This window comes from Micromonospora sp. SYSU B005, from assembly GCF_055362685.1.
In genome coordinates, this window is the sequence record NZ_JAXCFU010000009.1 from 122087 (window position 1) to 145596 (window position 23510).

General features: G+C 71.6%; 22 protein-coding genes. 18 read left to right on the plus strand and 4 right to left on the minus strand.

The genetic code is table 11. The features are described 5' to 3' along the window. The first annotated feature begins 52 nt into the window (after window positions 1–52). The 3 genes from SM452_RS21070 to SM452_RS21080 all read left to right on the plus strand — a co-directional run bounded on the left by SM452_RS21070 (window position 53) and on the right by SM452_RS21080 (window position 1882). Window positions 53–994 carry a YhjD/YihY/BrkB family envelope integrity protein gene (locus SM452_RS21070; RefSeq protein WP_262012607.1) on the plus strand — a complete coding sequence of 314 codons (942 nt, stop codon included), beginning with the start codon at window positions 53–55 and terminating at the stop codon, window positions 992–994. Then, window positions 991–1365: a GntR family transcriptional regulator gene (locus SM452_RS21075; RefSeq protein WP_355506775.1), complete on the plus strand. Its 375-nt coding sequence runs from the start codon at window positions 991–993 to the stop codon at window positions 1363–1365. Before SM452_RS21070 ends, SM452_RS21075 begins: the two co-directional genes overlap by 4 nt. A 73-nt stretch (window positions 1366–1438) precedes the next feature. Then, window positions 1439–1882 (plus strand): hypothetical protein, encoded by a 444-nt coding sequence (locus SM452_RS21080; protein WP_194798657.1) that lies wholly within the window; start codon window positions 1439–1441, stop codon window positions 1880–1882. A 153-nt stretch (window positions 1883–2035) separates the two neighbouring features. Here SM452_RS21080 and SM452_RS21085 read toward each other — a convergent pair whose 3' ends face one another. Then, entirely contained in the window at window positions 2036–3670 is a 1635-nt protein-coding gene (locus SM452_RS21085) for a glycoside hydrolase family 13 protein (protein WP_463840536.1), read from the minus strand. Between the two features lie 499 nt (window positions 3671–4169). Further along, entirely contained in the window at window positions 4170–5255 is a 1086-nt protein-coding gene (locus tag SM452_RS21090; protein WP_120571703.1) for a LacI family DNA-binding transcriptional regulator, read from the minus strand. 199 nt (window positions 5256–5454) lie between these two features. On the opposite strand from SM452_RS21090, the gene SM452_RS21095 reads away from it, so the two are divergent. The 12 genes from SM452_RS21095 (at window position 5455) to SM452_RS21150 (ending at window position 20503) form a co-directional block, all read left to right on the plus strand. Further along, a complete protein-coding gene (locus tag SM452_RS21095) occupies window positions 5455–6705 on the plus strand; it encodes a sugar ABC transporter substrate-binding protein (RefSeq protein ID WP_463840537.1) in 1251 nt (416 codons plus the stop codon). Then, window positions 6705–8348 (plus strand): ABC transporter permease subunit, encoded by a 1644-nt coding sequence (locus tag SM452_RS21100; RefSeq protein WP_463840538.1) that lies wholly within the window; start codon window positions 6705–6707, stop codon window positions 8346–8348. Before SM452_RS21095 ends, SM452_RS21100 begins: the two co-directional genes overlap by 1 nt. Then, on the plus strand, window positions 8345–9250 hold the full coding sequence (locus tag SM452_RS21105; RefSeq protein ID WP_355506767.1) for a sugar ABC transporter permease: 906 nt from the start codon (window positions 8345–8347) through the stop codon (window positions 9248–9250). Before SM452_RS21100 ends, SM452_RS21105 begins: the two co-directional genes overlap by 4 nt. A gap of 142 nt (window positions 9251–9392) precedes the next feature. Continuing rightward, window positions 9393–11204 (plus strand): glycoside hydrolase family 13 protein, encoded by a 1812-nt coding sequence (locus tag SM452_RS21110; RefSeq protein ID WP_463840539.1) that lies wholly within the window; start codon window positions 9393–9395, stop codon window positions 11202–11204. Window positions 11205–11372: 168 nt separating this feature from the next. Beyond that, window positions 11373–11714: a hypothetical protein gene (locus tag SM452_RS21115; protein WP_128136717.1), complete on the plus strand. Its 342-nt coding sequence runs from the start codon at window positions 11373–11375 to the stop codon at window positions 11712–11714. Between the two features lie 277 nt (window positions 11715–11991). After that, on the plus strand, window positions 11992–13062 hold the full coding sequence (locus SM452_RS21120; RefSeq protein ID WP_262012757.1) for a BMP family lipoprotein: 1071 nt from the start codon (window positions 11992–11994) through the stop codon (window positions 13060–13062). A gap of 122 nt (window positions 13063–13184) precedes the next feature. Then, the gene (locus SM452_RS21125; RefSeq protein ID WP_315985911.1) at window positions 13185–14840 is read left to right on the plus strand and encodes an ABC transporter ATP-binding protein; all 1656 of its coding nucleotides are present in this window, start codon (window positions 13185–13187) and stop codon (window positions 14838–14840) included. A gap of 173 nt (window positions 14841–15013) precedes the next feature. Then, window positions 15014–16201, plus strand: a complete 1188-nt coding sequence (locus SM452_RS21130) for an ABC transporter permease (RefSeq protein WP_402809812.1) — start codon at window positions 15014–15016, stop codon at window positions 16199–16201. Between the two features lie 2 nt (window positions 16202–16203). After that, on the plus strand, window positions 16204–17484 hold the full coding sequence (locus SM452_RS21135) for an ABC transporter permease (RefSeq protein WP_013283980.1): 1281 nt from the start codon (window positions 16204–16206) through the stop codon (window positions 17482–17484). Window positions 17485–17588: 104 nt separating this feature from the next. Further along, window positions 17589–18293: a cytidine deaminase gene (locus SM452_RS21140; RefSeq protein ID WP_262012598.1), complete on the plus strand. Its 705-nt coding sequence runs from the start codon at window positions 17589–17591 to the stop codon at window positions 18291–18293. A gap of 147 nt (window positions 18294–18440) precedes the next feature. Then, window positions 18441–19721 carry a thymidine phosphorylase gene (locus SM452_RS21145; protein ID WP_262012597.1) on the plus strand — a complete coding sequence of 427 codons (1281 nt, stop codon included), beginning with the start codon at window positions 18441–18443 and terminating at the stop codon, window positions 19719–19721. A gap of 101 nt (window positions 19722–19822) precedes the next feature. Then, window positions 19823–20503, plus strand: coding sequence for a DUF4272 domain-containing protein (locus SM452_RS21150; RefSeq protein WP_135243271.1), 681 nt, complete (start codon window positions 19823–19825; stop codon window positions 20501–20503). Between the two features lie 6 nt (window positions 20504–20509). Here the strand turns inward: SM452_RS21150 and SM452_RS21155 are convergent, their stop codons facing one another. Both SM452_RS21155 and SM452_RS21160 read right to left on the minus strand, forming a co-directional pair. Beyond that, on the minus strand, window positions 20510–21361 hold the full coding sequence (locus SM452_RS21155; protein ID WP_355506763.1) for a putative RNA methyltransferase: 852 nt from the start codon (window positions 21359–21361) through the stop codon (window positions 20510–20512). A 3-nt stretch (window positions 21362–21364) separates the two neighbouring features. Next, window positions 21365–21850 carry a MarR family winged helix-turn-helix transcriptional regulator gene (locus tag SM452_RS21160; protein WP_463840540.1) on the minus strand — a complete coding sequence of 162 codons (486 nt, stop codon included), beginning with the start codon at window positions 21848–21850 and terminating at the stop codon, window positions 21365–21367. Window positions 21851–21907: 57 nt separating this feature from the next. Here SM452_RS21160 and yczE point away from each other — a divergent pair, with 57 nt between their 5' ends. Genes yczE through SM452_RS21175 form a run of 3 tightly spaced genes read left to right on the plus strand, consistent with a single transcriptional unit; the run spans window position 21908 to window position 23501 of the window. Next, a complete protein-coding gene (yczE, locus tag SM452_RS21165) occupies window positions 21908–22534 on the plus strand; it encodes a membrane protein YczE (protein WP_262012595.1) in 627 nt (208 codons plus the stop codon). Continuing rightward, window positions 22522–23091, plus strand: coding sequence for an NADPH-dependent FMN reductase (locus SM452_RS21170; protein ID WP_355506759.1), 570 nt, complete (start codon window positions 22522–22524; stop codon window positions 23089–23091). Before yczE ends, SM452_RS21170 begins: the two co-directional genes overlap by 13 nt. Next, window positions 23088–23501 carry a PPOX class F420-dependent oxidoreductase gene (locus SM452_RS21175; protein ID WP_013473968.1) on the plus strand — a complete coding sequence of 138 codons (414 nt, stop codon included), beginning with the start codon at window positions 23088–23090 and terminating at the stop codon, window positions 23499–23501. Before SM452_RS21170 ends, SM452_RS21175 begins: the two co-directional genes overlap by 4 nt. The last annotated feature ends 9 nt before the right edge of the window (window positions 23502–23510 follow it).

The window sequence follows — 23510 nt, forward strand, 5'->3', positions numbered from 1 at the left end:
CCGACCGGCCGGGGCCCCTCCGCCACGGGCGGAGATCGGCGAGGATGACGGGGTGAACGTCTTCGGCCGGATCGAGGCGGCGGTGGGGCGCCGCATCGACGCGGCCCGGAGCCGCTCGTCGGTCTTCGACCACGTCTGGCGGGCCGGGACGCTCTACGCCGACCTGCTCGCCGGGCGGCTCGCCGCCGCCATCGCGTACTACGGCTTCTTCGCCGTGTTCGCGCTCGCGCTCGTCGCGTACTGGATCTTCGGCGCGGTGCTGCGGGACAACGAGGAGGTCAGCCGCGGTGCGGCCCACTTCCTGGAGGAGAACCTGCCCTTCCTCGACCCGGCGCAGATCGCCGAGAGCAGCGGCACCGTCGGCGTGGTCGGCCTGGTCATCCTGGTTTTCACCGGCATCGGCTGGGTGGAGGCGATCCGCTCCTCGCAGCGGCTGATGTACGGCTTCAACCAGCAGCCCGGCAACCTGGTGGTGCGGCGCCTGGTCGACCTGGGCGTACTGGTCGCGGTCTTCGTGCTGCTGTTCGTCTCGGTCGCCGCCGTGGACGCGCTGGAGTCACTGCTGCGCTTCCTGCTGCGCAGCACCGGCTCGGTGGGCCTGACCACGATCAGCGCGGTGCTGAGCGTGCTCGTCAACGCCGTGCTCGCCGCCGCGCTGCTGCTCGCAGTGCCCCGGCTTCGGATGAGCCGGCGCCGGCTGCGCCCGGCGATCCTGACCATCGCCGTCGGTATCACCCTGCTGAACACCGTGGGGCGCTACTACGTGGTACGCACCGAGCGGAACCCCGCGTACACGGTGGTCGCCACCGCCGTCGGCCTGCTGCTCTACCTCTACCTGCTCAACCAGCTGGTGCTCTTCGGCGCCGCGCTCGCCGCGACCAGCCGGTACGGCCGGGTGGTGGACCTGGCCGAGGGCGGCGCCCGGGAGGTGGACGTGGAGGCGGACGTGCTCGACGAGGAGACCGAACCGGGCACACCGGGAGGGGCGGGATGAGCGCGCGGATCCGGATCGACGCCGAGTCGGCGGTGCCGCCGTACGAGCAGGTGCGGGCGCAGTTCGCCGCGCGCATCGGCGACGGGCGGCTGCCGGTGGGCACCCGGCTCCCGGCGGTGCGGCAGCTCGCCGCCGACCTGGGGCTGGCGGTGAACACCGTGGCGCGGGCGTACCGGGAACTGGAGGGCGCCGGGCTGGTGGAGACGCGGGGCCGGCACGGCACGGTGGTGGCCCCCGGCCGGGACGACGCCACCGACCGGCTGCAGCGAACCGCCGCCGAGTACGCCGCCGAGGCGCGTCGCCTGGGTGTCGCGCCGGAGCGGGCGGTCGCGCTGGTCCGTGCGGCGCTGGACGCCGGTACGCGTGGCTGAGCGTGGTCCCCGAAGCGGGGAGAGTCCGATGATTGCGTTCCCCGGTCCGGCACGCGGCGACCATGATGGGCCGGTGGGCGCACTCGTGACACTGGACCTGCCGGACGACTCCCCGATCCGGGGTCTGCCGTGGATCATCACGTTCGGCCCGCTCGGCGCCGAGGACGATTGGGAGCCGGTGGTCTGCGGCCCGTACGAGCGACAGCACGCGCTGGCGCTCGCCGAGGCGGTGGTAGCCGACGAGCAGCTGATGGCGGTGGTGGAGCCGCTGCTGCCGGCGCTCACGCCGGAGGAGATCCGCGGCGAGATCGCCGCCGCGCAGATCGCCGCCGAGGACGAGGCGGCCGAGATCGACCAGGCGGACCTCTACGGCGACTTCGAGGACGTCATCGACGAGGAGCTGGAACGCGCCGCCGACCGCGAGCCGGAGCCCGAGCCGGCGAAGGCGCCCGACCGGGAGGAGATCCGGGCCGGGTTCGCCCGGATCGCCGCGCTGCTCACCGCCAAGGGCGGCTGAGAGCGCGCTCGCTCCCCGATGGACACCGGCCCCCCGGGAGCGTGCTCCCGAGGGGCCGGGGCCACCTCACCCCCCACCACAAGGGGTCGGCAGCCCAGCCGCCCGTCGGCGCGGGGCACAACGGACGGCCAGGTCGTTGGCGGGTTACCCGGCTCAGCGCCGTTCGAACCACGCAGCCGCGTCCACCGGCAGGACGTACCCGTCGCCCCGCTCGGTGAGGCCGGCGCTGGCGACGAGCGGGCGGCCGTGGCCGCTCACCGTCACGTCGGCGCCGCTGATGTTCACCACGCACGTCACCTCGGCGTCGCCGGTGGTGCGGCGGAACGCGAGTACGCCGGGCTCGGTCTCCAGCCAGGTGATGCCGTCCAGGCCGGCCAGCGCCGGGTGCTCGTGCCGGACGCGCAGCGCGGTCCGGTACAGCTCCAGCGTCGAGCCGGGCGCACCGGCCTGGGCGGCCACCGACAGCTCCCGCCAGGTCGCCGGCGCCGGCAGCCAGCTCAGCTCGCTGCCGTCCGGCCCGAAGCCGTACGGGGGCAGGTCGCCACCCCACGGGATCGGCACCCGGCAGCCGTCGCGGCTCTCCCCGGTGCGCCGGAACGCGGGGTCCTGACGCAGCTCGTCCGGGAGGTCCAGCACCTCCGGCAGGCCCAGTTCCTCGCCCTGGTAGACGTACGCGCAGCCGGGCAGCGCGAACATCAGCAGCGCGGCGGCGCGGGCGCGGCGCAGGCCGACCTCGCCGTCGCCGTACCGGGTGACGTGCCGCTGCCGGTCGTGGTTGGAGAGCACCCAGGTGGTCGGCGCGCCCACGATCGTGGACTCGGCCAGCGCCGTGTCGATCACCTTGCGGAACGAGTCGGCCGACCAGGTGGCGTCGAGGAAGTCGAAGCTGAACGCCTGGTGCAGCTCGTCCGGGCCGATGTAGCGGGCCAGGCGCTGCGGCGTCTCGGCCCACGCCTCGGCGACCGCCATCCGGCCGCCCGGGTAGCTGTCCAGGATCGGCCGCCAGGCGCGGTAGATGTCGTGCACCTCGTCCTGGTCGAAGTACGGCAGCCGGCCCTTGCCCAGCAGCTCGGACTGACGCTGGCCGGTGGTCATCGAGTTGAAGCCGACGTCCGGCAGGCCCTCGGCCTTGATCATTCCGTGCGCCACGTCGATCCGGAAGCCGTCCACGCCGCGGTCCAGCCAGAAGCGCAGCACGTCCTCGAATTCGGCCCGCACCTCCGGGTGGCGCCAGTTCAGGTCGGGCTGGGCCGGGTCGAACAGGTGCAGGTACCACTGGCCGTCGACAACGCGCGTCCACGCCGGGCCGCCGAAGATGCTCTCCCAGTCGTTCGGCGGCAGCTCGCCCTGCTCGCCCTTGCCGTCGGCGAACAGGTAGCGCTCCCGCTCCGGCGAACCGGGTCCGGCGGCGAGCGCGGCGGTGAACCACGGGTGCGCGCTGGAGGTGTGGTTCGGCACCATGTCGACGATGATCCGCAGGCCGAGCGCGTGCGCGTCGGTGATCATCTCGTCGAAGTCGGTCAGGTTGCCGAACAGCGGGTCGACGTCCCGGTAGTCGGACACGTCGTAGCCGGCGTCGACCTGCGGCGAGGTGTAGAACGGCGTCAGCCAGAGCGCGTCCACGCCGAGGTCGCGCAGGTACGGCAGGCGCTGCCGGATGCCCTGGAGGTCACCCACGCCGTCGGCGTTCGCGTCGGCGAAGCTGCGGACGTACACCTGGTAGACGACAGCGGACCGCCACCAGTCTTCGTCGGCGGTGCGAGGGGTGGTGCTGGGGGCGGAGGTCATCGCTGTCGATCCCGTTCTGTGGCGGCTTCTGGTGCGGCGCAGGGTGTCTGAGCAGAATGCCGCCACCAGACTGCAAGAGTCAAGCATTCCTTGCGCAAGAAATGGCAGCCATCACCCGCGCCGGCCCTGACCTCGTCTCCCGCATCCCGGGACGGCCACCCCGCCGGCCCTTCCGGCCGGCGCCGTCGTTTCGACGTCGATCATGAAGTTAACCCCGACATTCCGGACCCCAACCCCCGCCAACCTCATGATCGCCACCCTCGGTCCGGCCGCCTCCTGCCCGCCCTGACCCGCCCCGCGGGCGTTGATCAAGGAGTTTGTGTCCCGAGTGGAGATCAACCCGGACACAAACCCCTTGATCAACGGGGGGCCGTGGGGTGAGCCCGGCCGGGGTGGCTCGGGTGATCATGAGGTTGGCGGCCTTTGCCGTCCGATTTGTCGCCGTCAACTTCATGATCGACGCGTCGGAGGGCCGGGGGAGAAGGGGGTGCGGCGGGGGTCAGGCGGGGATGGGGAGGGACGGGGTGGGGGAGGAAGGGGTGGCGGGGCGCTGGCGGCTGGGGGGAGTTGCGGGCTTCGCCACCGCTGTGGAGCCGCGTACCACCAGCTCGGGGCGGAACAGGTACTCGGAGTTCGGGGACGGGTGACCGTTGATCTCGTCGACCAGGGCCCGCACCGCCGCCACCGCCATGGCGGCCACCGGCTGGCGCACTGTGGTCAGCGGCGGGTCGGTGAACGCCATCAGCGGGGAGTCGTCGTACCCGACCACGGAGATGTCGCCGGGCACCGACAGCCCGCGCTGCCGGGCGGCCCGGATCGCGCCGAGCGCCATCAGGTCCGAGCCGCAGACCAGCCCGGTCACGCCGCGCTCGATGAGCCGGCCGGCGGCCGCCTCGCCGCCCTCGACGCCGAACAGGGACAGCTCGGTCAGGTCGGCCAGCTCGTCCTCGGCGATGTCGGTGAGGCGCCCCATCGCGGCCTTGTAGCCGGCGACCTTGCGCTGCACCGGCACGAACCGGTCCGGGCCGGTGATCAGGCCGATCCGGCGGTGCCCGAGCGCGACCAGGTGGGCGACCGCGAGTTCGGCGGACTCCCGGTCGTCGCAGGAGACGAACGGCGCGGGGATGCCGGGCGCGTACCCGTTGATCATGACGATCGGCAGCGGCCGGGCCAGCAGCGTGCGGTAGCGGTCGTGGTCCGCGGCGGTGTCGGCGTGCAGGCCGGAGACGAAGACGATGCCGGAGACCTGGCGGTCCAGCAACATCTCCACGTACTCGTCCTCGCGGACGCCCCCGGGGGTCTGCGTGCAGAGCACCGGTGTGTAGCCGGTGGGGGCGAGCGCGGACTCGATGATCTGGGCGAACGCCGGGAAGATCGGGTTGTCCAGCTCCGGCACGACCAGGCCGACCAGTCCGGCGCTGCGCTTGCGCAGCCGGGCGGGGCGCTCGTAGCCGAGCACATCGAGGGCGGTGAGGACGGCCTGGCGGGTTTCGGGGGCCACGCCGGGGCGGTCGTTGAGCACCCGCGACACCGTGGCCTCGCTGACTTCAGCCTGTTGGGCGATGTCGGACAGTCGAGCGCGCATGTGCGGCACTTTAGCCCAACGGCAAAGTCTTGCGTACACTTCTGCAAGCCCTTCCATTCTCTGCAACCTCTTGCTAACGTCCCCGCAACATGCGAGAGCAGCGGCGCAGCATCTCGGCGCCGGTCAGCAAGAACTTTCAGAGGTTTCCACTGGCGGGCCGCCCTTCCCCCGGCGGGCCGCCATGACGACAGGAGTACCGATGCGCATCCGTACCGCGGGTGTGGTCGCCGTCCTCGGCCTGGCGCTCGCCGCCTCCGGCTGTGGTGACAGCGGCAGCGACAAGCCGGCCGCCGACGAGTCCGCCAAGGCGACCGGCGGCAAGCTGGTCATCTGGGCCGACGACAAGCGCACGGCCGCCCTCAAGCCGTTCGCCGAGGAGTTCGGCAAGGAGAACGGTGTGACCGTCGAGGTCCAGGCCGTCTCCAAGGACCTGCAGACCAACTTCGTCACCGCCTCTCAGCAGGGCAGCGGCCCGGACGTCGTGGTCGGCGCGCACGACTGGATCGGCAACCTGGTCCAGAACGGCGCCATCGACCCGGTGCAGCTCGCGGCCGAGCAGAAGTCCGGCTTCAACGAGACCGCGATCAAGGCCGTCACGTTCAACGGCCAGCTCTACGGCGTGCCCTACGCCACCGAGAACGTCGCGCTGATCCGCAACACCGAGCTGGCCCCCGAGGCGCCGAAGACGATCGAGGACCTGGTCGCCACCGGCAAGAAGCTCAAGGCCGAGAAGAAGGCCAGCGAGATCCTCTGCCTGCAGTCCGGCCAGAACGGCGACGCGTACCACATCTACCCGCTCTACACCTCGGGCGGCGGCTACCTGTTCGGCACCGCGGCGAACGGCGACTACGACCCGAAGGACCTGGGCGTGGGCAAGCCGGAGTCGATCGCTGCCTTCCAGAAGATCGCCAAGCTGGGTGAGAAGGGCGAGGGTGCGCTGAAGCGCTCCATCACCGGCGAGAACTCCATCGCCACCTTCACCGGCAAGAAGTGCGCGTTCCTGGTCTCCGGCCCGTGGGCGGTGGCCGACGCCAAGAAGGCCAACATCTCCTACGACATCTCCCCGGTCCCCGGCTTCGCCGGTGGCAAGGAGGCCCAGCCGTTCGTGGGCGTCCAGGCGTTCTACGTGGCCGCGAAGGGCAAGAACAAGGCCCTGGCGCAGGAGTTCGTCACCAACTACGTGACCAAGCCCGAGCTGGCCGTCGCGCTGTACAAGGCCGAGCCGCGCCCGCCGGCGCTGACCGCCGCCTTCGACCAGGTCAAGGGCGAGGACCCGGACCTGGCCAAGTTCTCCGAGGCCGGTAAGAACGGCCAGGTCCTCCCGGCGATCCCGGCCATGGCCGCGATCTGGGACCCGTTCGGCAAGGCGGAGGCCGCCATCATCGGTGGCGCCGACCCGGCCAAGACGATCACGGCCGCCGGCAAGACCATCCAGGGTCAGATCAAGTAATGAGCGCGCCGCTGTCCGGCCCGGGGTCTGCACCGCAGGCCCCGGGCCGGGAGCCCGTACGCCGTGGGCTCCCGCGCACGTCCCGTACCGCGCGGCAACACGCGCCGATCACCGCGACCGGCCTCGTCGTCAAGGTGGTCCTGCTCGGCCTGGTGGCCGGGATCGCGATCTGGGCGGCCTTCCCGCTCATCGAGGCCGAGCACTGGCTCGCGCTGGGCGTCCTGGCGGTCACCACCGCCGGCCTGTTCTACCTCTACCTGAGCCGTCGGCACATCCCGGCCAAGTACCTGGTCCCCGGCACGCTCTTCCTGATCGCGTTCCAGATCTTCCCGGTGCTCTACACCGCGAGCACCGCGTTCACGAACTTCGGCGACGGCCACCGCGGCAGCAAGGACGACGCGATCGTCGCCGTGCAGACCTCCTCGGTGAAGCAGGTGCCCGGCTCGACCGAGTACAACCTCACCATCGCCACCGAGGGCGACCCGGCGACGGGTGATCTGGTCTTCCTGCTCAGCGACCCGAAGACCAAGGAGGTCTACGCCGGCGACGCGGACGGGCTGCGCAAGCTCGACGCCGCCGACGTCGAGCTGAGCAGCCTCAGCGGCAAGATCACCGCCGCGGACGGCTACACCCTGCTGAACATCGGGCAGGCCAGCAGCCGCAGCGACGCCGTCACCGCGCTCGTCGTGCCCACCGACGAGGGCGCCATCCGCTCCAACGGCCTGACCCGGGCGTACGAGGGCAAGGCGATCCGGGCGTACGACCCCGCGTGCGACTGCGTCAAGGACAGCGAGACCGGCAAGACGTGGACCGCCGACGAGAAGTCCGGCTCCTTCGTCGCCGCCGACGGCGAGCGCCTCGCCCAGGGCTGGAAGGTCGACGTCGGGCTGAAGAACTTCAGCACCGTGCTGACCGACCCGAACATCTCCGGCCCGTTCTTCGGCACGCTGGCCTGGAACTTCGCGTTCGCGATCGGCTCCACCGGCCTGACGTTCCTGCTCGGCATGGCGATCGCGCTCGCGCTGCACTCACCCCGGATGCGCGGCACCAACTTCTACCGGATCCTGCTGATCCTGCCGTACGCCATGCCGTCGTTCGCCATGCTGCTGATCTGGCGGGACATGTTCAACACCGACTTCGGCCTGCTCAACAACCTGTTCGGGCTGAACGTCGACTGGTTCGGCGGCAACTGGTCGGCCCGGATCGCGGTGCTGCTGGTGCAGCTGTGGCTCGGCTACCCGTACATGTTCCTGGTGGCCACCGGCGCGTTGCAGGCCATCCCGCGGGAGCTGACCGAGGCCACCTCGGTCGACGGCGCGTCACCCTGGCAGTCGTTCCGCGCGGTCACCCTGCCGCTGCTGCTGGTGGCGCTCTCGCCGCTGCTGATCGCGTCGTTCGCGTTCAACTTCAACAACGTCAACGCGATCCTGTTCACCACCGAGGGCGGCCCGTTCGCGCCGGACAATCCGCGTAACGGCGCCACCGACCTGCTGATCACCTACACGTACCGGCTCGCGTTCGGCGCGCAGGGCGCCGAGTTCGGCCTGGCCGCCACCGTCTCGATCTTCATCTTCGCGATCGTGGCGACGGTGTCGGCGATCAGCTTCCGGCGGACCCGCAAGCAGGAGGAGGTGTACTCGTGACCACCATCGCGGAGACGCCCACACCCACTGCGACCCGTAAGCCGGCCCGCCGCTCGCGTGGCCGCTGGTTCGCCCAGGTGGGCTGGCGGCACCTGGTCGGGGTGCTGGCGGTGGCGTTCAGCCTCTTCCCGATCCTGTTCGTGATCTCGGCGGCGTTCAACCCGCTCGGCACGCTCTCCTCCACCGAGCTGCTGCCGACCGGGGCGTCGCTGGAGAACTTCACGAACCTGTTCGACAACACCGCGTTCGGCCACTGGTTCCTCAACTCGCTGCTGCTGGCGGGCGTGGCCAGCTTCGCGTCGATCTTCCTGTCGTCGCTCGCGGCGTACGTGTTCTCCCGGATGCGTTTCGCCGGGCGCCGGGTCGGCCTGCTCGCGTTGCTGCTGATCCAGATGTTCCCGCAGTTCCTGGCGATCGTGGCGATCTTCCTGATCTTCACCACGCTCACCGACCTCTACCCGTCGATCGGGTTCAACACCCCGTGGGGCCTGTTCCTGCTCTACATGGGTGGCGCGCTCGGCGCGAACACCTGGCTGATGAAGGGCTTCTTCGACACGCTGCCGAAGGAGCTGGACGAGTCGGCGACCATGGACGGCGCGTCGCACGTGCAGGTCTTCTTCCGGATCATGCTGCCGCTGGTGGCGCCGATCCTGGCGGTGACCGGCCTGCTCGCGTTCATCGGGTCGATCAACGAGTTCATCATCGCCAACGTGTTCCTCACCGAACCCGAGGCGAAGACCCTCGCCGTCGGCATGTACGGCCTGGTGGCCGGCGAGCGCAACAACAACTTCGGGATGTTCGCGGCGGGCACGCTGCTCACCGCGATCCCGACGGTGCTGGTGTTCCAGCTGCTCCAGCGCTACATCGTCTCCGGACTCACCTCCGGAGCGGTAAAGGGCTGAGCCTCCTCGGCTCACGCTGCGGCAAGGGCGTCGTGTCGGCGTACACCGGAGCGGTTCTCGGGCGGACCGCCGCGGTCGGGTGAACCGGCCGCGGCGGGTGCCCGCCCCCTCTCCCTGTCGGTACGACGCGAAAGGCAGCACCATGTCCCTTCAGCCGCACCACGACGGCTCCGCCACCTACGTCCCGGAGCAGGAGCCCGCGCTCGGGCAGACCGTGCCGGTCTTCGTCCGGGTACCGGCCGGAACCGGCGTCTCCCAGGTACACGTGCGCACCACCGGCGACGGTGAACCCCGCTTCGCCGAGGCACGGGTCGACCGCACCGACGGCGACGACGTGTGGTGGCGGGCCGACGTCGAGGTCCGCAACCCGGTCAGCAACTACCGCTTCCTGCTCGACGGCGAACGCGGCACCCGCTGGCTCAACGCGGCCGGGCTGTCCGGCCACGACGTGCCGGACAACGGCGACTTCAAGCTGGTCAGCTACGCCCCGCCGCCGGCCTGGGCGCGGGACGCGGTGATCTACCAGATCTTCCCGGACCGGTTCGCCCGCTCGGCCGCCGCCGACGGCCGGACCGTGCCGGACTGGGCCATCGGATGCGACTGGGACACCCCGGTCGTCGGCCGCGGCCCGGAGACGCCCCGCCAGTTCTACGGCGGCGACCTCGACGGCGTCACCGAGCACCTGGACCACCTGGACCGGCTCGGCGTCAACACCGTCTATCTCACGCCGGTCTTCCCGGCGCGCTCCAACCACAGGTACGACGCGTCGAGCTTCGACACCGTCGACCCGCTGCTCGGCGGCGACGCGGCGCTGGCCCGGCTCGCCGACGCGGTGCACGCCCGGGGCTGGCGGCTGCTCGGCGACATCACCAGCAACCACACCGGCGACGCCCACGACTGGTTCACCGCCGCCGTCTCCGACGTCAACGCGCCGGAACGCGAGCTGTACTACTTCGACCTGCCCGGCTCGGACTACGAGTCGTGGAACGGGGTGAAGTCGCTGCCGAAGCTGAACTGGGGCAGCGCGGAACTGCGCCGCCGGTTCGCCACCGCCGAGGACTCGCTGCTGCGCCGCTGGCTGCGCCCGCCGTACGGGCTGGATGGCTGGCGGGTCGACGTGGCGAACATGACCGGGCGGCGGGGTGCGGACGCGTACACCCACGAGGTGGCGCGGCTGCTGCGCGAGGTGGTCGCCGAAACCCGCCCCGACGGGCTGCTGCTCGCCGAGCACGGCCACGACCACACCGGTGACCTGGACCGCGACGGCTGGCACGGGACGATGAACTACGTCGGCTTCACCGACCCGGTCTGGTCCTGGCTGCGCCACGGCGACGACCCGGTGCCGAACTTCCTCGGCACCCCGGGCGGGGTACGGCGGCGCGACGCGGACGCGGTGCTCGCCACCATGAACACCTACCGGTCGCTGGTGTCGTGGCGCTCGTACACGCACTCGTGGCAGCTGCTCGGCTCGCACGACTCGGCCCGGATCCGCACCGTGGTCGGCGACGCGGCCCGGCAGGAGGTGGCGGCCGGACTGCTCGCCACAATGCCCGGCACGCCAGTGGTCTTCGCCGGGGACGAGCTGGGCCTGACCGGTACGAACGGGGAGGGCTCGCGTACCCCGATGCCGTGGCACCGGCCGGAGAGCTGGGACCGGCGCACGTTCGAGGCGTACCGGTCGTTGCTGACGCTGCGCCGCGACGAGCCGGCGCTGCGGCACGGCGGCCTGCGGTGGGTGCACGCGGACGCGGACACGCTGGTCTTCCTGCGCGAGGCGCCCACGTCGACGGTGCTGGTGCTGGCGAGGCGAGCCGCAGGCACCCCGGTCCACCTGACCGGCGTGGGAGCCGGAGAGAACGTCTACGGCGACGCCCCCGCCCTCCACCCCGACGCCGAGGGCGCGGTAACGCTCCCTGCGGACGGCCCCACCTTCCAGGTCTGGCGCCTGCGCTGATCCCGCGCCCCCGCCCCGTCGATCTTGCGGTTTCGGCCCGTGTCGTGCGGCTTTCGTCCCTTATTTCGGGGCGGAGACTGCAAGATCGCGGGGAGGGGGGTCACGGTATGACGGCAGGTCGGCGGGGTGACTACTACGTTGCGTCGTTGGTGAGGGAGGATGGGGCGCGTGGAAGCTCTTCGACTGATTCTTCTCTACGTCCATCTGATCGGGTTCGCGCTGCTGCTCGGTGGTGGGATCGCCCAGTACGTCACCGGCCGGCTGCGGATCAACGCCGCCATGCTCTGGGGCGCGATCATCCAGGTCCTCACCGGCATCGGGCTGTCCGCTCCGCTGCGCGACGGGGACGAGCCGGCCCCGGCGAAACTTGTTACCAAGTTGGTGCTCGCGCTGCTCATCTTCGTCATGGTCTTCTTCTCCCGTAAGCGGGAGACCGTCAACCGTGGCCATTTCCTCGCGATCGTCGGGTTGACGCTGGTCAACGCAGCCGTCGCGGTGTTCTGGCGTTAGTTCGCCAGCAGTCGGGGAAGCTCGGGAAAACGGACGTTCGCGACACCTACCGCGCACGCCCCACCGGCCGGATAGTGACCTGCCCCACCCAAGGGTTACGCCGGGGTAACGGACGCTCAACAGTCGTGCACGATTGGCGGCCGGTGGGTGGGCGCGGGCGTACGCTCCCGTCCGTAACGTGGGACGCCGGCGGCACACCGCAGGCCGGCGAAGGGCTGTGCACCGCGCACGACGCGGTGCGCAAGGGGAAGGAGACGTCTTGCGCTCTGTGCGTGGGATGCGGATCGCCTCCGCCATCGTGGCGGGTGGACTCGTGCTGGGCGCTGCCGCGTGTGGTGAGGCTCCGGACGACGACAACAACGCCGGCGGCGACGGTGGCAAGAAGTTCAGCGCCTGCATGGTGACCGACGTCGGCGGCATCGACGACAAGTCCTTCAACGCCTCGGCCTGGAAGGGCCTGCAGCAGGCGCAGAAGGAGAACGACAAGATCGAGATCAAGAACGTCCAGTCGAAGGCCGAGGCGGACTACGAGGTCAACCTGACCGGGTTCGTCAACCAGAAGTGCGACTTCATCCTGGCCGTCGGTGGCCTGATGTCGGACGCCACCAAGGCGGCGGCTGAGAAGAACCCGAACCAGCAGTTCGGCATCGTCGACGCCAACCCGGGCGTGTCGAACGTCTACCCGATGCAGTTCGACACCGCGCAGGCCGGGTTCCAGGCCGGCTACCTGGCCGCCGGGATGAGCAAGACCGGCAAGGTCGGCACCTACGGTGGCCTGCCGATCCCGCCGGTCACCATCTTCATGGACGGCTTCGCCGACGGCGTCGCGTACTACAACAAGGCCAAGAGCAAGAACGTCCAGGTCCTGGGCTGGGACAAGGCCGCCCAGAAGGGCTCCTTCGCCAACTCGTTCGAGAAGCAGGACGAGGGCAAGAAGGTCTCCGACGCGCTCGTCGCGCAGGGCGCCGACATCGTGATGCCGGTCGCCGGTGGCGCCGGTCTCGGCACCACCTCCGCGGCCAAGGCCTCGGGCGGCAAGTACTCGGTCGTCTGGGTCGACATCGACGGCTGCGAGAGCACCCCGGACTGCTCGGCGATCCTGACCACGGTCGTCAAGAACATCCCGGAGGCCGTCAAGGAGGCCGTGCTGAAGGCCGCCGGTGGCGAGAAGCTGCAGTCCACCCCGGGCTTCGTGGGCACGCTCGCGAACACCGGCGTCTCGATCGCCCCGTACCACGACTTCGAGAGCAAGGTCCCGGCGGACCTGAAGGCCGAGGTCGACAAGATCAAGGCGGACATCGCCGCCGGCACCATCACCGTCACCTCGAAGGCCCAGCCGACCAAGTGACAGTCCCGCCGGCCGCCGCGGTGCGATCATCGGCAGCGGGGGCCGGCGGACACCAGGTTTGACGATCCGGCCGTCCCGGCGCAACGGGGAAGGTACCCCCGGCGCCGGGGCGGCCGATCAGCTTGACTCCCCCCGACATCCCCACCCGGCGTGGTGGCGGCGCGGCAGGTCGCTACGCTGCACCATCGCTCGCACTCCAGGAGGTTGCGCTGAGACTCGAACTGCGCGGCATCACCAAACGGTTCGGTGATCTGGTCGCCAACGACCAGATCGACCTGACGGTGGAGCCTGGAGAGATCCACGCCCTGGTCGGCGAGAACGGCGCCGGCAAGTCGACCCTGATGAACGTGCTCTACGGCCTCTACCAGCCGGACGAGGGCGAGATCCTGGTCGACGGCAAGCCGCTGAAGCTGAAGGGCCCGTCGGACGCGATCGCCGCCGGGATCGGGATGGTGCACCAGCACTTCATGCTGGTGCCGGTCTTCACCGTGGCCGAGAACGTGATGCTCGGCGCCGAGCAGGTCAAGGGGCCCTTCGCCGGGATCCTCGACCGGCGGCGGGCCCGGCGCGAGGTCGCCGAGGTCTCCGAGCGGTACAACCTGCGGGTCGACCCGGACGCGGTGATCGAGGACCTGCCGGTCGGCATCCAGCAGCGGGTGGAGATCGTCAAGGCCCTCACCCGCGACGTCGACCTGCTGATCCTCGACGAGCCCACGGCCGTGCTCACGCCGCAGGAGACCGAGGAACTGCTCACCGTCATGCGGTCGCTCAAGGCCGCCGGCAAGTCGCTCGTGTTCATCACCCACAAGCTGGGTGAGGTGAAGGCGATCGCCGACCGGATCACGGTGATCCGGCGCGGCAAGACCGTCGGCACCGCCGAGCCGAGCGCCAGCCGGGACGAGCTGGCCGCGCTGATGGTGGGACGCAGCGTCCGGCTGACCGTGGACAAGAAGCCGGCCACCCCCGGTAAGCCGGTCCTGGAGGTCGCCGGCCTGGTCGTGGACGACGACCGGCAGGTACGCGCGGTCGACGGTGTCGACCTGACCGTGCACGCCGGCGAGGTGCTCGGCGTCGCGGGCGTGCAGGGCAACGGCCAGACCGAGCTGATCGAGGCGATCATGGGCCTGCGCCCGGTGCTCGCCGGCACGATCACCCTCGACGGCCAGCCGACGCACGGCTGGTCGACCAAGAAGGTGCTCCGCGCCGGCGTCGGCTACGTGCCGGAGGACCGCAGCGTGGACGGCCTGGTCAAGGAGTTCTCCGTGGCGGAGAACCTGGTGCTTGACATCTACGACCGGCCGCCGTTCGGCAAGGGCCTGTCGCTCAAGCCCGAGGCCATCGCGAAGTCGGCGCGGGAGCGGATCGAGCAGTTCGACGTCCGTACCTCCTCGGCCGACGCGGCGGTCGGCACGCTCTCCGGCGGCAACCAGCAGAAGGTGATCGTGGCCCGGGAGCTGTCCCGGCCGCTGAAGCTCTTCATCGCCGCCCAGCCCACCCGGGGCGTGGACGTGGGCTCGATCGAGTTCATCCACAGCCGGGTGATCCGCGAGCGGGACATCGGCACCGCGGTCATGGTGGTCTCCAGCGAACTGGACGAGGTGATCGGCCTGGCCGACCGGATCGCGGTCATGTACCGCGGCCGGATCATCGGGATCGTCGGCCCGGACACCCCGCGCGAGGAGATCGGCCTGCTGATGGCCGGCATCACCCCGGACGCCGCCACCCCGGACGCCGCCACCGCGACCGAGGACGGCCCTGGCAACGAGGACGAGGCATGACCAACCCGAACCCCGTCTCGGGCTCGCCGGACAAGGAGCCGGCGACCGAGGCGCAGGAGTCGCTGAGCGAGGCGCGGGCGACGCCGACGCAGCCGGCCGGTGACACCGAGCAGACGGTGCCCGCCACCGCGACCGCGAAGAAGCCGGCCCCGGCCGGAGAAGCCCGTCCGAGCATGGGCCGGATGTTCCTGGAAAACCTCTGGGCGGCGAACACGTTCACCGTGACGGTGCTCGCGGTGCTGCTGGCCATGGTGGTCGGCGCGGTGCTGATCATCGTGTCCGACCCCGAGGTGCTCGCCACCTACAGCTACATCACGGCTCGCCCCACCGATGCGCTGAACGCCAGCTGGACGGTGGTCAGTGAGGCGTACGCGAACCTGTTCAAGGGCGCGATCTTCGACCCGGACGCGGTCGGCTTCACCGCCGCCCTGAGCCCGATCTCGGAGACGCTCACCTACGCCGCGCCGCTCGTCTTCACCGGCCTGTCGGTGGCGCTGGCCTTCCGCGGCGGCCTGTTCAACATCGGCGCCCAGGGCCAGGCCACGATCGCCGTCATCCTGGCCGCCGTGGCCGGCTTCGCGCTGCCGCTGCCGCCCGTCGTGCACCTGCTGGTGGCGCTGATCGCCGGCGCGCTCGGCGGCGCGCTCTGGGGCTTCATCCCCGGCATCCTCAAGGCACGGGCCGGCGCGCACGAGGTGATCAACACGATCATGCTCAACTACGTGGCGGTCTACTTCCTGTCCTGGATCATCGTCCAGAACGGGGTGCAGAACCCGAACCGGGCGGACGCGATCAGCAAGCCGGTCGAGTCCACCGCACAGCTGCCCCGCCTGCTCGGCGACGACCTGCGGGTGCACGCCGGCATCCTGCTCGCGGTGGCGGCCACCTGGTTCATCGCCTGGCTGCTCAACCGCTCCACGCTCGGCTTCGAGCTGCGGGCCGTGGGTGCGAACCCGGACGCGGCCCGGACCGCCGGCATCAGCGTCACCAAGACGTACGTGCTGGTGATGGTCTTCGCGGGCATGCTGGCCGGTCTCGGCGGCTCGACCATGGTGCTCGGCACCACCGCCACCGCGCTGACCCCGCTGGTGATCGCGCAGATCGGCTTCGACGGCATCCTGGTCGCGCTGCTCGGCCGCGTGAAGCCGTGGGGCGTGCTGCTGGCCGCGCTGCTGTTCGGCGCGCTCCAGGCCGGCGGCAACCGGATGCAGTCGTACTCCGGCATCTCGCTGGAACTGGTCACCGTGCTCCAGGCGCTCATCGTCATCTTCATCGCCGCGCCTGCCCTGGTGAAGACGATCTTCCAGCTCCGGGCGGCCCGCGCCGCCCGGTTGCAGACGAGCCTCGCGAAGGGCTGGTGAGCATGTCCACCACCGCTGTCCCCGAGGTCGCCGTTACCGCGGTCGACGAGGGTTTCTGGACCCGTAACCGGAAGATCGGCGCGGTCCTGCTGGCGCTCGGTGTGCTCGCGGCGGTGCTGTTCGGCGCGCTCGCGACCGACCAGCACGCGCGGTTCACGCTCAGCGAGACCGAGGGCGGGGCCGCCCTGGAGATCAACGGTACGGTCGGCGCGATCCTGTTCGGGCTGATCACCGCCGCGGCCGGAGGCGCGCTGCTGGCCGGGGTGCCGAAGCGCTGGTTCACGCTGCTGCTCGGCGCCGGGCTGGTCGCCTTCGTGCTGAGTTTCCTGTGCTGGCAGGTCTCGGCCGCGCCCGAGGGCCGCAACTTCATGCCGCTGGTGAACGTCGTCCGCGGCACGTTCATCCTGGCCCTGCCGCTGATCTTCGGCGCGCTCGCCGGTGTGCTCTGCGAGCGTTCCGGCGTGGTGAACGTGGCGATCGAGGGCCAGCTCCTGATGGGCGCCTTCTCCGGCGCGCTGTTCGGCAGCATGTCCGGCAGCGTCTGGGTGGGCCTGGTGGCCGCCGCCATCGGTGGCGCGTTCATCTCGTTCCTGCTGGCCGTGTTCTCCATCCGCTACCTGGTCGACCAGGTGGTCATGGGCATCGTGCTCAACCTGCTGGCGGTCGGCATCACCGGCTTCCTGTACGAGCGGCTGATGCAGACCGACGCGGCGAAGTACAACAGCGCCCCCCGGTTCGGCAACTGGGAGATTCCGCTGCTGTCCGACATCCCGCTGCTCGGCCCGGCGCTGTTCCGGGGCAACATCTTCCTCTACGTCGGCCTGCTGCTGGTGCTCGTCATCCACCTGGCGCTGTTCCGTACCCGGTGGGGCCTGCGGACCCGCTCGGTCGGCGAGCACCCGACCGCCGCGGACACGCTGGGCGTGAAGGTGCTGCGGCTGCGCTACCGCAACGTGATCCTGGCCGGTCTGGTGGCAGGTGTCGGCGGCGCCTCGTACACGCTGGCGCTCTACTCGTTCACCAAGAACATGATCGGCGGTAAGGGCTTCATCGCCCTGGCCGCGCTGATCTTCGGCCGGTGGAGCCCGACCGGCGCGCTGCTGGCGGCGCTGTTCTTCGGCTTCGCCGACCAGCTCGCCACCTACCTGGGCGCGATCGGCAGCAGCATCCCGAGCCAGTTCCTGGCGATGCTGCCGTACCTGGCGACGATCCTGGCCGTGGCCGGGCTGGTCGGCAAGGTCCGGGCGCCGGCCGCCGACGGCAAGCCGTACATCAAGGGCTGACCGCCCGCCGCGACACCGTGCCCGGCGGGGCGACCCGCCGGGCATCGTCGTCTCCGGCCGCACCCGCGACCGATCGGCGTTGATTGGGCAGAATGGGGGTTGTGATGGAGATCGACTGGGAGCGGCTGCGTACCGCCGCCACCGAGGTCATGCGGCACGCCTACGTGCCGTACTCGAAGTTCCCGGTGGGTGCCGCCGCGCTCGTCGACGACGGCCGGGTCGTGGTCGGCTGCAACGTGGAGAACGCCGGCTACGGCGTCACGCTCTGCGCCGAGTGCGGCGTGGTCTCGCAGCTGCACGCGACCGGCGGTGGCCGGATCGTGGCGCTGTCCTGCGTCGACGCCACCGGTGAGCCGCTGATGCCGTGCGGCAGGTGCCGGCAGCTGCTCTGGGAGCAGGGTGGGCCGGAGTGCCTGGTCGAGGCGAAGGGCGGACCGCTGCGGATGGCGGAGCTGCTGCCGCACGCCTTCGACGTGGCCGACATCGAGGCGGTGACCGGTGAGCATCCGGTGCCTGTGGTGCCGGACCGGCTGGCCGCCTGGCGGGGCCGGGGCACCGTGTTCGTGCACCCGGACCTGTCCGCCGGGCAGCAGGTCTGGACGACGTACTGGGAGCGGTCGTCCGGTGACACCACTGATGCCGAGACCGGCGTGCTGGAGGAGGGCTCGACCTGGGACGACCCGGCCGAGGCGATCGAGTGGGGGCTGGCGCGGACGCCGCGCGTGGTCGTGGTGGACGCTTCGGGGACGATCTTCTGGGCTGGTGAGGGTGAGCCTCCTTCGGAGATTCCGTCCCGTTGGGGTGGTTGAGGTGGGGGAATCGGGCCGACCGTGCCCGGCTCCGGGCGGACGCTCAGGCTTGATCCCTCCGCCGGTCACGGTCGGCCCGATTCCTCGACGGTCACCGTTCGCGGGTCGGTGCGGCCACGCGCGATCAAATTGATTGGATCTTGAGAAGTGAGTGCTTTTACGGCGGTTGACGTCATCCGGGCGAAGCGGGACGGGGGTGTGCTGAGCGACGGGCAGATCGACTGGGTGGTCGACGCGTACACCAAGGGCCTGGTCGCCGACGAACAGATGTCGGCGCTGGCCATGGCGATCCTGCTGCGCGGCATGACCGCGCCGGAGATCGCCCGGTGGACGGCCGCCATGATCGCCAGCGGCGAGCGGCTCGACCTGTCGCCGGTGTCCCGGCCGACCGTCGACAAGCACTCCACCGGCGGCGTCGGTGACAAGATCACCCTGCCGCTGACCCCGCTGGTGGCGGCGTGCGGCGCGGCGGTGCCGCAGCTGTCCGGCCGGGGCCTGGGCCACACCGGCGGCACGCTGGACAAGCTGGAGTCGATCCCGGGCTGGCGGGCGGCGCTCACAAACGACGAGTTCATCGCCCAGCTCCGCGACGTGGGCGCGGTGATCTGCGCGGCCGGCGACGGGCTCGCCCCGGCCGACCGCAAGCTGTACGCGCTGCGCGACGTCACCGGCACCGTCGAGGCGATCCCGCTGATCGCCAGCTCGATCATGAGCAAGAAGATCGCCGAGGGGACCGGCGCGCTGGTGCTCGACGTGAAGGTCGGCTCCGGCGCGTTCATGAAGAACGTCGACGACGCCCGCGAACTGGCCCGCACCATGGTCGAGCTGGGCGGCGCGCACGGCGTCCGGACGGTCGCCCTGCTCACCGACATGTCCACCCCGCTCGGCCTGGCCGTCGGCAACGCGGTCGAGGTGACCGAGTCGGTGGAGGTGCTCGCCGGTGGCGGTCCGGCCGACGTGGTGGAGCTGACGCTGGCGCTGGCCCGGGAGATGCTCGACGCGGCCGGCCTGCCGGACGCCGACCCGGAGGCGGCACTGCGGGACGGCCGGGCGATGGACTCCTGGCGCACGATGATCCGGGCGCAGGGCGGTGACCCGGACGCCCCGATGCCGACGGCGAACGAGGTCGAGCTGTTCACCGCGACCGAGGACGGCTGGGTCGCCGAGATCGACGCGTACGCGATCGGGGTGGCCGCGTGGCGGCTCGGTGCGGGCCGGGCCCGCAAGGAGGACCCGGTGAGCATCCCGGCGGGTGTGGTGCTGCACAAGCGACGCGGTGACCGGGTGCGTGTCGGCGACCCGCTGTTCGAGCTGCGGGCCGAGCACGCCGAGCGGATGCCCGCCGCGCTGGACGAGGCGCGCCGCGCGGTGCGGGTGGCGCCGGACGCGCCGGACGCGACGCCGCTGGTCGTCGAGCGGATCGGCTGACCGGGGACGGCCGTGGTGCCGGCCCGGCGGGAGCCGCTATCCTCCCAGGCCAGGGGGGATCGGCCGGCGACGAGCCGAGGTGAGCAGACAGGGGCTTGACCGTGCGCGTACCCGCTCCCGATCCCCGGGCCGTCCGGGAGGCGAGCCTGGACGAGTTGTCCCGGCTGGGTCTTCCGCTGCCACCGCCGCAGTTCCCGCTGGTGTGGGAGCCGGGCGACGAGATCGAGCTGCGTCCGACCCCGGAGATCGAGGCCCGGATCGCGGTGCTGCACGTGATCCTGGCCCGCTGCTTCGGGATGCCCGCGCAGGCGGCGATGAGCTGGCTGCTGGAGTCGCACCTGGTCGACTCGGTGACGCCGCCGGAGTGGCAGTTCGTGATGGGCGGCCGGGGCGACCACAGGTCGTTCGTGCTGCACCACGACGCGCTGTTCTCGCTGGCCTGGGTGCTCGGGCTGGCAAAGGAACTGGACCCGACGGTGCCGGTGGACGAGCGGCTGGTCGAACGGATGCCGAACCTGGTCGCGGGGGAGACGTTCGGCCAGTGGCGGGCCCGGATCCTGGCCGCGCCGCAGCATCCCGGTGACGCCGCGGCGCTGCTGGACCTGCACTACTGCCTCGACTGGGCGTACCTCGAGACTGAGAAGGCCGGCGGCGCGCTGCCGGGTCTGGTGGACGCCAACGCGATCGGGCAGCGCCGGTGGGCGCTGGAGTGGGCGGTGGTGCTGCGCGGGCCGTACCACGACGAGCCGCCGGGCTGGGAAGAGGTCGACCTCTCCACCTGAGCCGCGTCAGCGCGGGCGGTGCACGCCGAGCCGGACGGAGAGCGTGACCGGCACCGGGTCGGGCAGCGCGGCGATGCGCGCGGCGAGCCGTTGCGGGTCGGCGTGCCAGGCGCTCGGTCCCATCCCGACGAGCGTGGTGACCTCGGCGCGGGTCAGCGCGAGCCGGGCCCGGTGCCCGGTCGCGGACTCCTCGACGAAGTGGGCGCCGAGGCTGCCGGCGACCCGGTCGGCCTTGTCCGGGTCCACCCGCAGCAGGTCCAGCGCGTCGACGAGTTCGGTCAGGTGGTCGGCGGCCGGGGTGACCACCAGCAGCGCGCCGCCCGGGTCGAGCACCCGGTGGAACTCCGGGCCGTTGCGCGGCGCGAACACGTTCAGCAGTACGGCGGTGGACCGGTCGGCCAGGGGCAGCCGCTGCCAGGTGTCGGCCAGCGCGGCGGCGGCCCGCGGGTGCGCCCGGGCCGCGCGGCGCAGCGCCGGCTTGGAGACGTCCAGGGCCAGGCCGGCGGCGTCCGGCAGCGCCGCCAGCACCGCCGCGAGGTAATGCCCGGTCCCGGCGCCGGCATCGACCACCAGGGGGTACGGGTCGACGCCCGCGACGCGTACCGCTGTGCTCGCCAGCGCGGCGGCGACGGCGTCGTAGTGACCGGCGGCGAGGAACCCGGCGCGGGCGGCGACCATCTCGGCGCTGTCCCCGGTGTGCGGGGCGCGGCCGGCGAGCAGGTTCACGTACCCCTGCCGGGCGATGTCGAAGCTGTGCCCGCGCGGGCAGCGCAGCGCGCGTGCGGTGCCGGCGGTGGTCTCGGTGAGCGGCTCGGCGCAGACCGGGCAGCGCAGCCGGGAGAGGACGCGGTCGTCCACGGCTCAGTCCTCCGTCTCCGGTCGGCCGGGGAGGCGGCCGGTGAGGTGGCCGATCACCCGCTGGCTGAGCGTGCCGAGCGCGGCCACCTCGGCCGGGGTGAGCCGGTCGATCAGGTGCCGGCGGACGGCCGCCACGTGCCCGGGCGCGGCGGCCTCGACGGCCCGGCGCCCGGCCGGGGTGAGCACGACGACCGAGCCGCGGCCGTCGGTGGCGCACTCCTCTCGGCTGACCAGGCCGCGTTGCTGCATGCGGGAGATGTGGTGGGACAGGCGGCTGCGGGACCAGAGCATCCGGTCGGCCAGTTCGCTGAGCCGCAGCCGCTGTTCCGGGGTCTCGGAGAGGTCGCTCAGGACGTCGTAGTCGGGCTCGGAGAGGCCGGCGTCCTGCATCAGTTCCCGGGCCAGTTCCAGGTCGAGCAGGCGGCGCATGCGGCGGTAGCCGCGCCAGGCGCGGTCCTCCTGCTCGTCCAGCCAGCGCGGTTCGTCCACGGACCGATCCTATCGGTTTGGTTGACATGTCACCAAGTCGCGGCCTAGGTTGATGACATGTCAACCAAACTGCCGTCCCGGCTGGTGCGGCTGTTCGCCGGCCTGGCCCTGTTCGGCGTCAGCGTCGCGCTGATGGTCCGCGCCGACCTCGGGCTCGCGTCCTGGGACGTGCTGCACCAGGGCCTCGCCGACCGCACCGGCCTGCCGATGGGCCTGCTGGTCAACGGCGTGGCGCTGCTGGTGCTGCTGCTGTGGATCCCGCTGCGGCAGCGCCCGGGCGTCGGCACGGTGGCGAACGTCGCGCTCGTCGGCCTGGCCCTCGACGCGACGCTGGCGCTCCTGCCGCCGGTCGCCCCGCTCGCCGGCCGGATCGGCCTGCTGGCCGCGGGCGTCCTGCTCAACGGCCTCGCCACCGCGCTCTACCTCGGCGCCCGCCTCGGCCCCGGCCCGCGGGACGGGCTGATGACCGGCCTGGCCGCCCGCGGCCTGCCGCTCGGCCCGGCCCGCACCGCGATCGAGGTGACGGTGCTGGCCGTCGGCTGGCTGCTCGGCGGCGCCGTCGGCCCCGGCACCCTGCTCTACGCGATCGGCATCGGGCCGATCGTCGCCTGGTTCGTTCCCCGACTCACCACGCCGGCCCCGGCCGCCGCCCCGACAGGAGTGACCTCACCATGCCCCGCCTGACCGTCGTCGTCGCCAGCACCCGCCCCGGCCGGGTCGGCCGCCGCATCGGTGACTGGTTCACCGCGGCCGCCGTCCGCCACGCCGGCTTCGACGAGGTACGCCTCCTCGACCTGGCCGAGATCGGGCTGCCCTTCCACGACGAGCCGCACCACCCGTCCGAGCGGGTCTACCTGCACGAACACACCCGCGCCTGGAGCGCCGAGATCGACGCCGCGGACGCCTTCGTCCTGGTCATGCCGGAGTACAACTACGGCTTCAGCGCGCCGCTGAAGAACGCGATCGACTACCTCTACCACGAGTGGCAGCACAAGCCGGTGGGCTTCGTCAGCTACGGCATGACCTCCGGCGGTCTGCGCGCGGTGCAGATGATCAAGCAGGTGGTGACCACGCTGAACATGACCCCGGTCAACGACCAGGTGGTCGTCTTCCTGCGGCAGGCGCTGGACGAGGCGGGCGAGCTGCGATCCGACCCCGGCCGCGAGGAGGCCGCCGCGCTCATGCTCGACCAGCTCGTCCGGCTGGCCGCCGCGCTCGCGCCGCTGCGGGTTGCCGCATGAGCGCGCGGCTGTGGGAGCTGTTCGGCGAGCGCGGGCGCGGTGTGCTCGTCACGCTGCGCCGGGACGGCCGTCCCCAGCTGTCCAACCTCGACTACCTGGCCGAACCGGGCCTGATCCGCTGCTCCACCACCGGCGACCGGGCGAAGGTGCGCAACCTGCGCCGCGACCCCCGGGCGAGCTTCCACGTGACCACCGCCGACGGCGGTGCGTACGCGGTCGCCGAGGGCACCGTGACGCTCACCCCGCCCGCTGCGGCCACCGACGACGCGACGGTCGACGAACTGGTCGAGGTCTACCGGCGGATCCGCGGCGAGCACCCGGACTGGGCCGACTACCGGGCCGCCATGGTGGCCGACGGGCGGGTGGTCCTGCGGCTCGCGGTGGAGCGGGTGTACGGCTGGCGACCCTGACCGCGCCGG

Bases quoted from the DNA above. Each gene is read 5' to 3' on its own strand.
- SM452_RS21075 (WP_355506775.1), top strand. From the start codon at position 991: ATGAGCGCGCGGATCCGGATCGACGCCGAGTCGGCGGTGCCGCCGTAC.
- SM452_RS21090 (WP_120571703.1), bottom strand. From the start codon at position 5,255: ATGCGCGCTCGACTGTCCGACATCGCCCAACAGGCTGAAGTCAGCGAG.
- SM452_RS21110 (WP_463840539.1), top strand. From the start codon at position 9,393: ATGTCCCTTCAGCCGCACCACGACGGCTCCGCCACCTACGTCCCGGAG.
- SM452_RS21175 (WP_013473968.1), top strand. From the start codon at position 23,088: ATGAGCGCGCGGCTGTGGGAGCTGTTCGGCGAGCGCGGGCGCGGTGTG.
- SM452_RS21130 (WP_402809812.1), top strand. From the start codon at position 15,014: ATGGGCCGGATGTTCCTGGAAAACCTCTGGGCGGCGAACACGTTCACC.
- SM452_RS21085 (WP_463840536.1), bottom strand. From the start codon at position 3,670: ATGACCTCCGCCCCCAGCACCACCCCTCGCACCGCCGACGAAGACTGG.
- SM452_RS21140 (WP_262012598.1), top strand. From the start codon at position 17,589: ATGGAGATCGACTGGGAGCGGCTGCGTACCGCCGCCACCGAGGTCATG.
- SM452_RS21095 (WP_463840537.1), top strand. From the start codon at position 5,455: ATGCGCATCCGTACCGCGGGTGTGGTCGCCGTCCTCGGCCTGGCGCTC.
- SM452_RS21170 (WP_355506759.1), top strand. From the start codon at position 22,522: ATGCCCCGCCTGACCGTCGTCGTCGCCAGCACCCGCCCCGGCCGGGTC.
- SM452_RS21100 (WP_463840538.1), top strand. From the start codon at position 6,705: ATGAGCGCGCCGCTGTCCGGCCCGGGGTCTGCACCGCAGGCCCCGGGC.
- SM452_RS21135 (WP_013283980.1), top strand. From the start codon at position 16,204: ATGTCCACCACCGCTGTCCCCGAGGTCGCCGTTACCGCGGTCGACGAG.
- SM452_RS21120 (WP_262012757.1), top strand. From the start codon at position 11,992: ATGCGGATCGCCTCCGCCATCGTGGCGGGTGGACTCGTGCTGGGCGCT.
- yczE (WP_262012595.1), top strand. From the start codon at position 21,908: ATGTCAACCAAACTGCCGTCCCGGCTGGTGCGGCTGTTCGCCGGCCTG.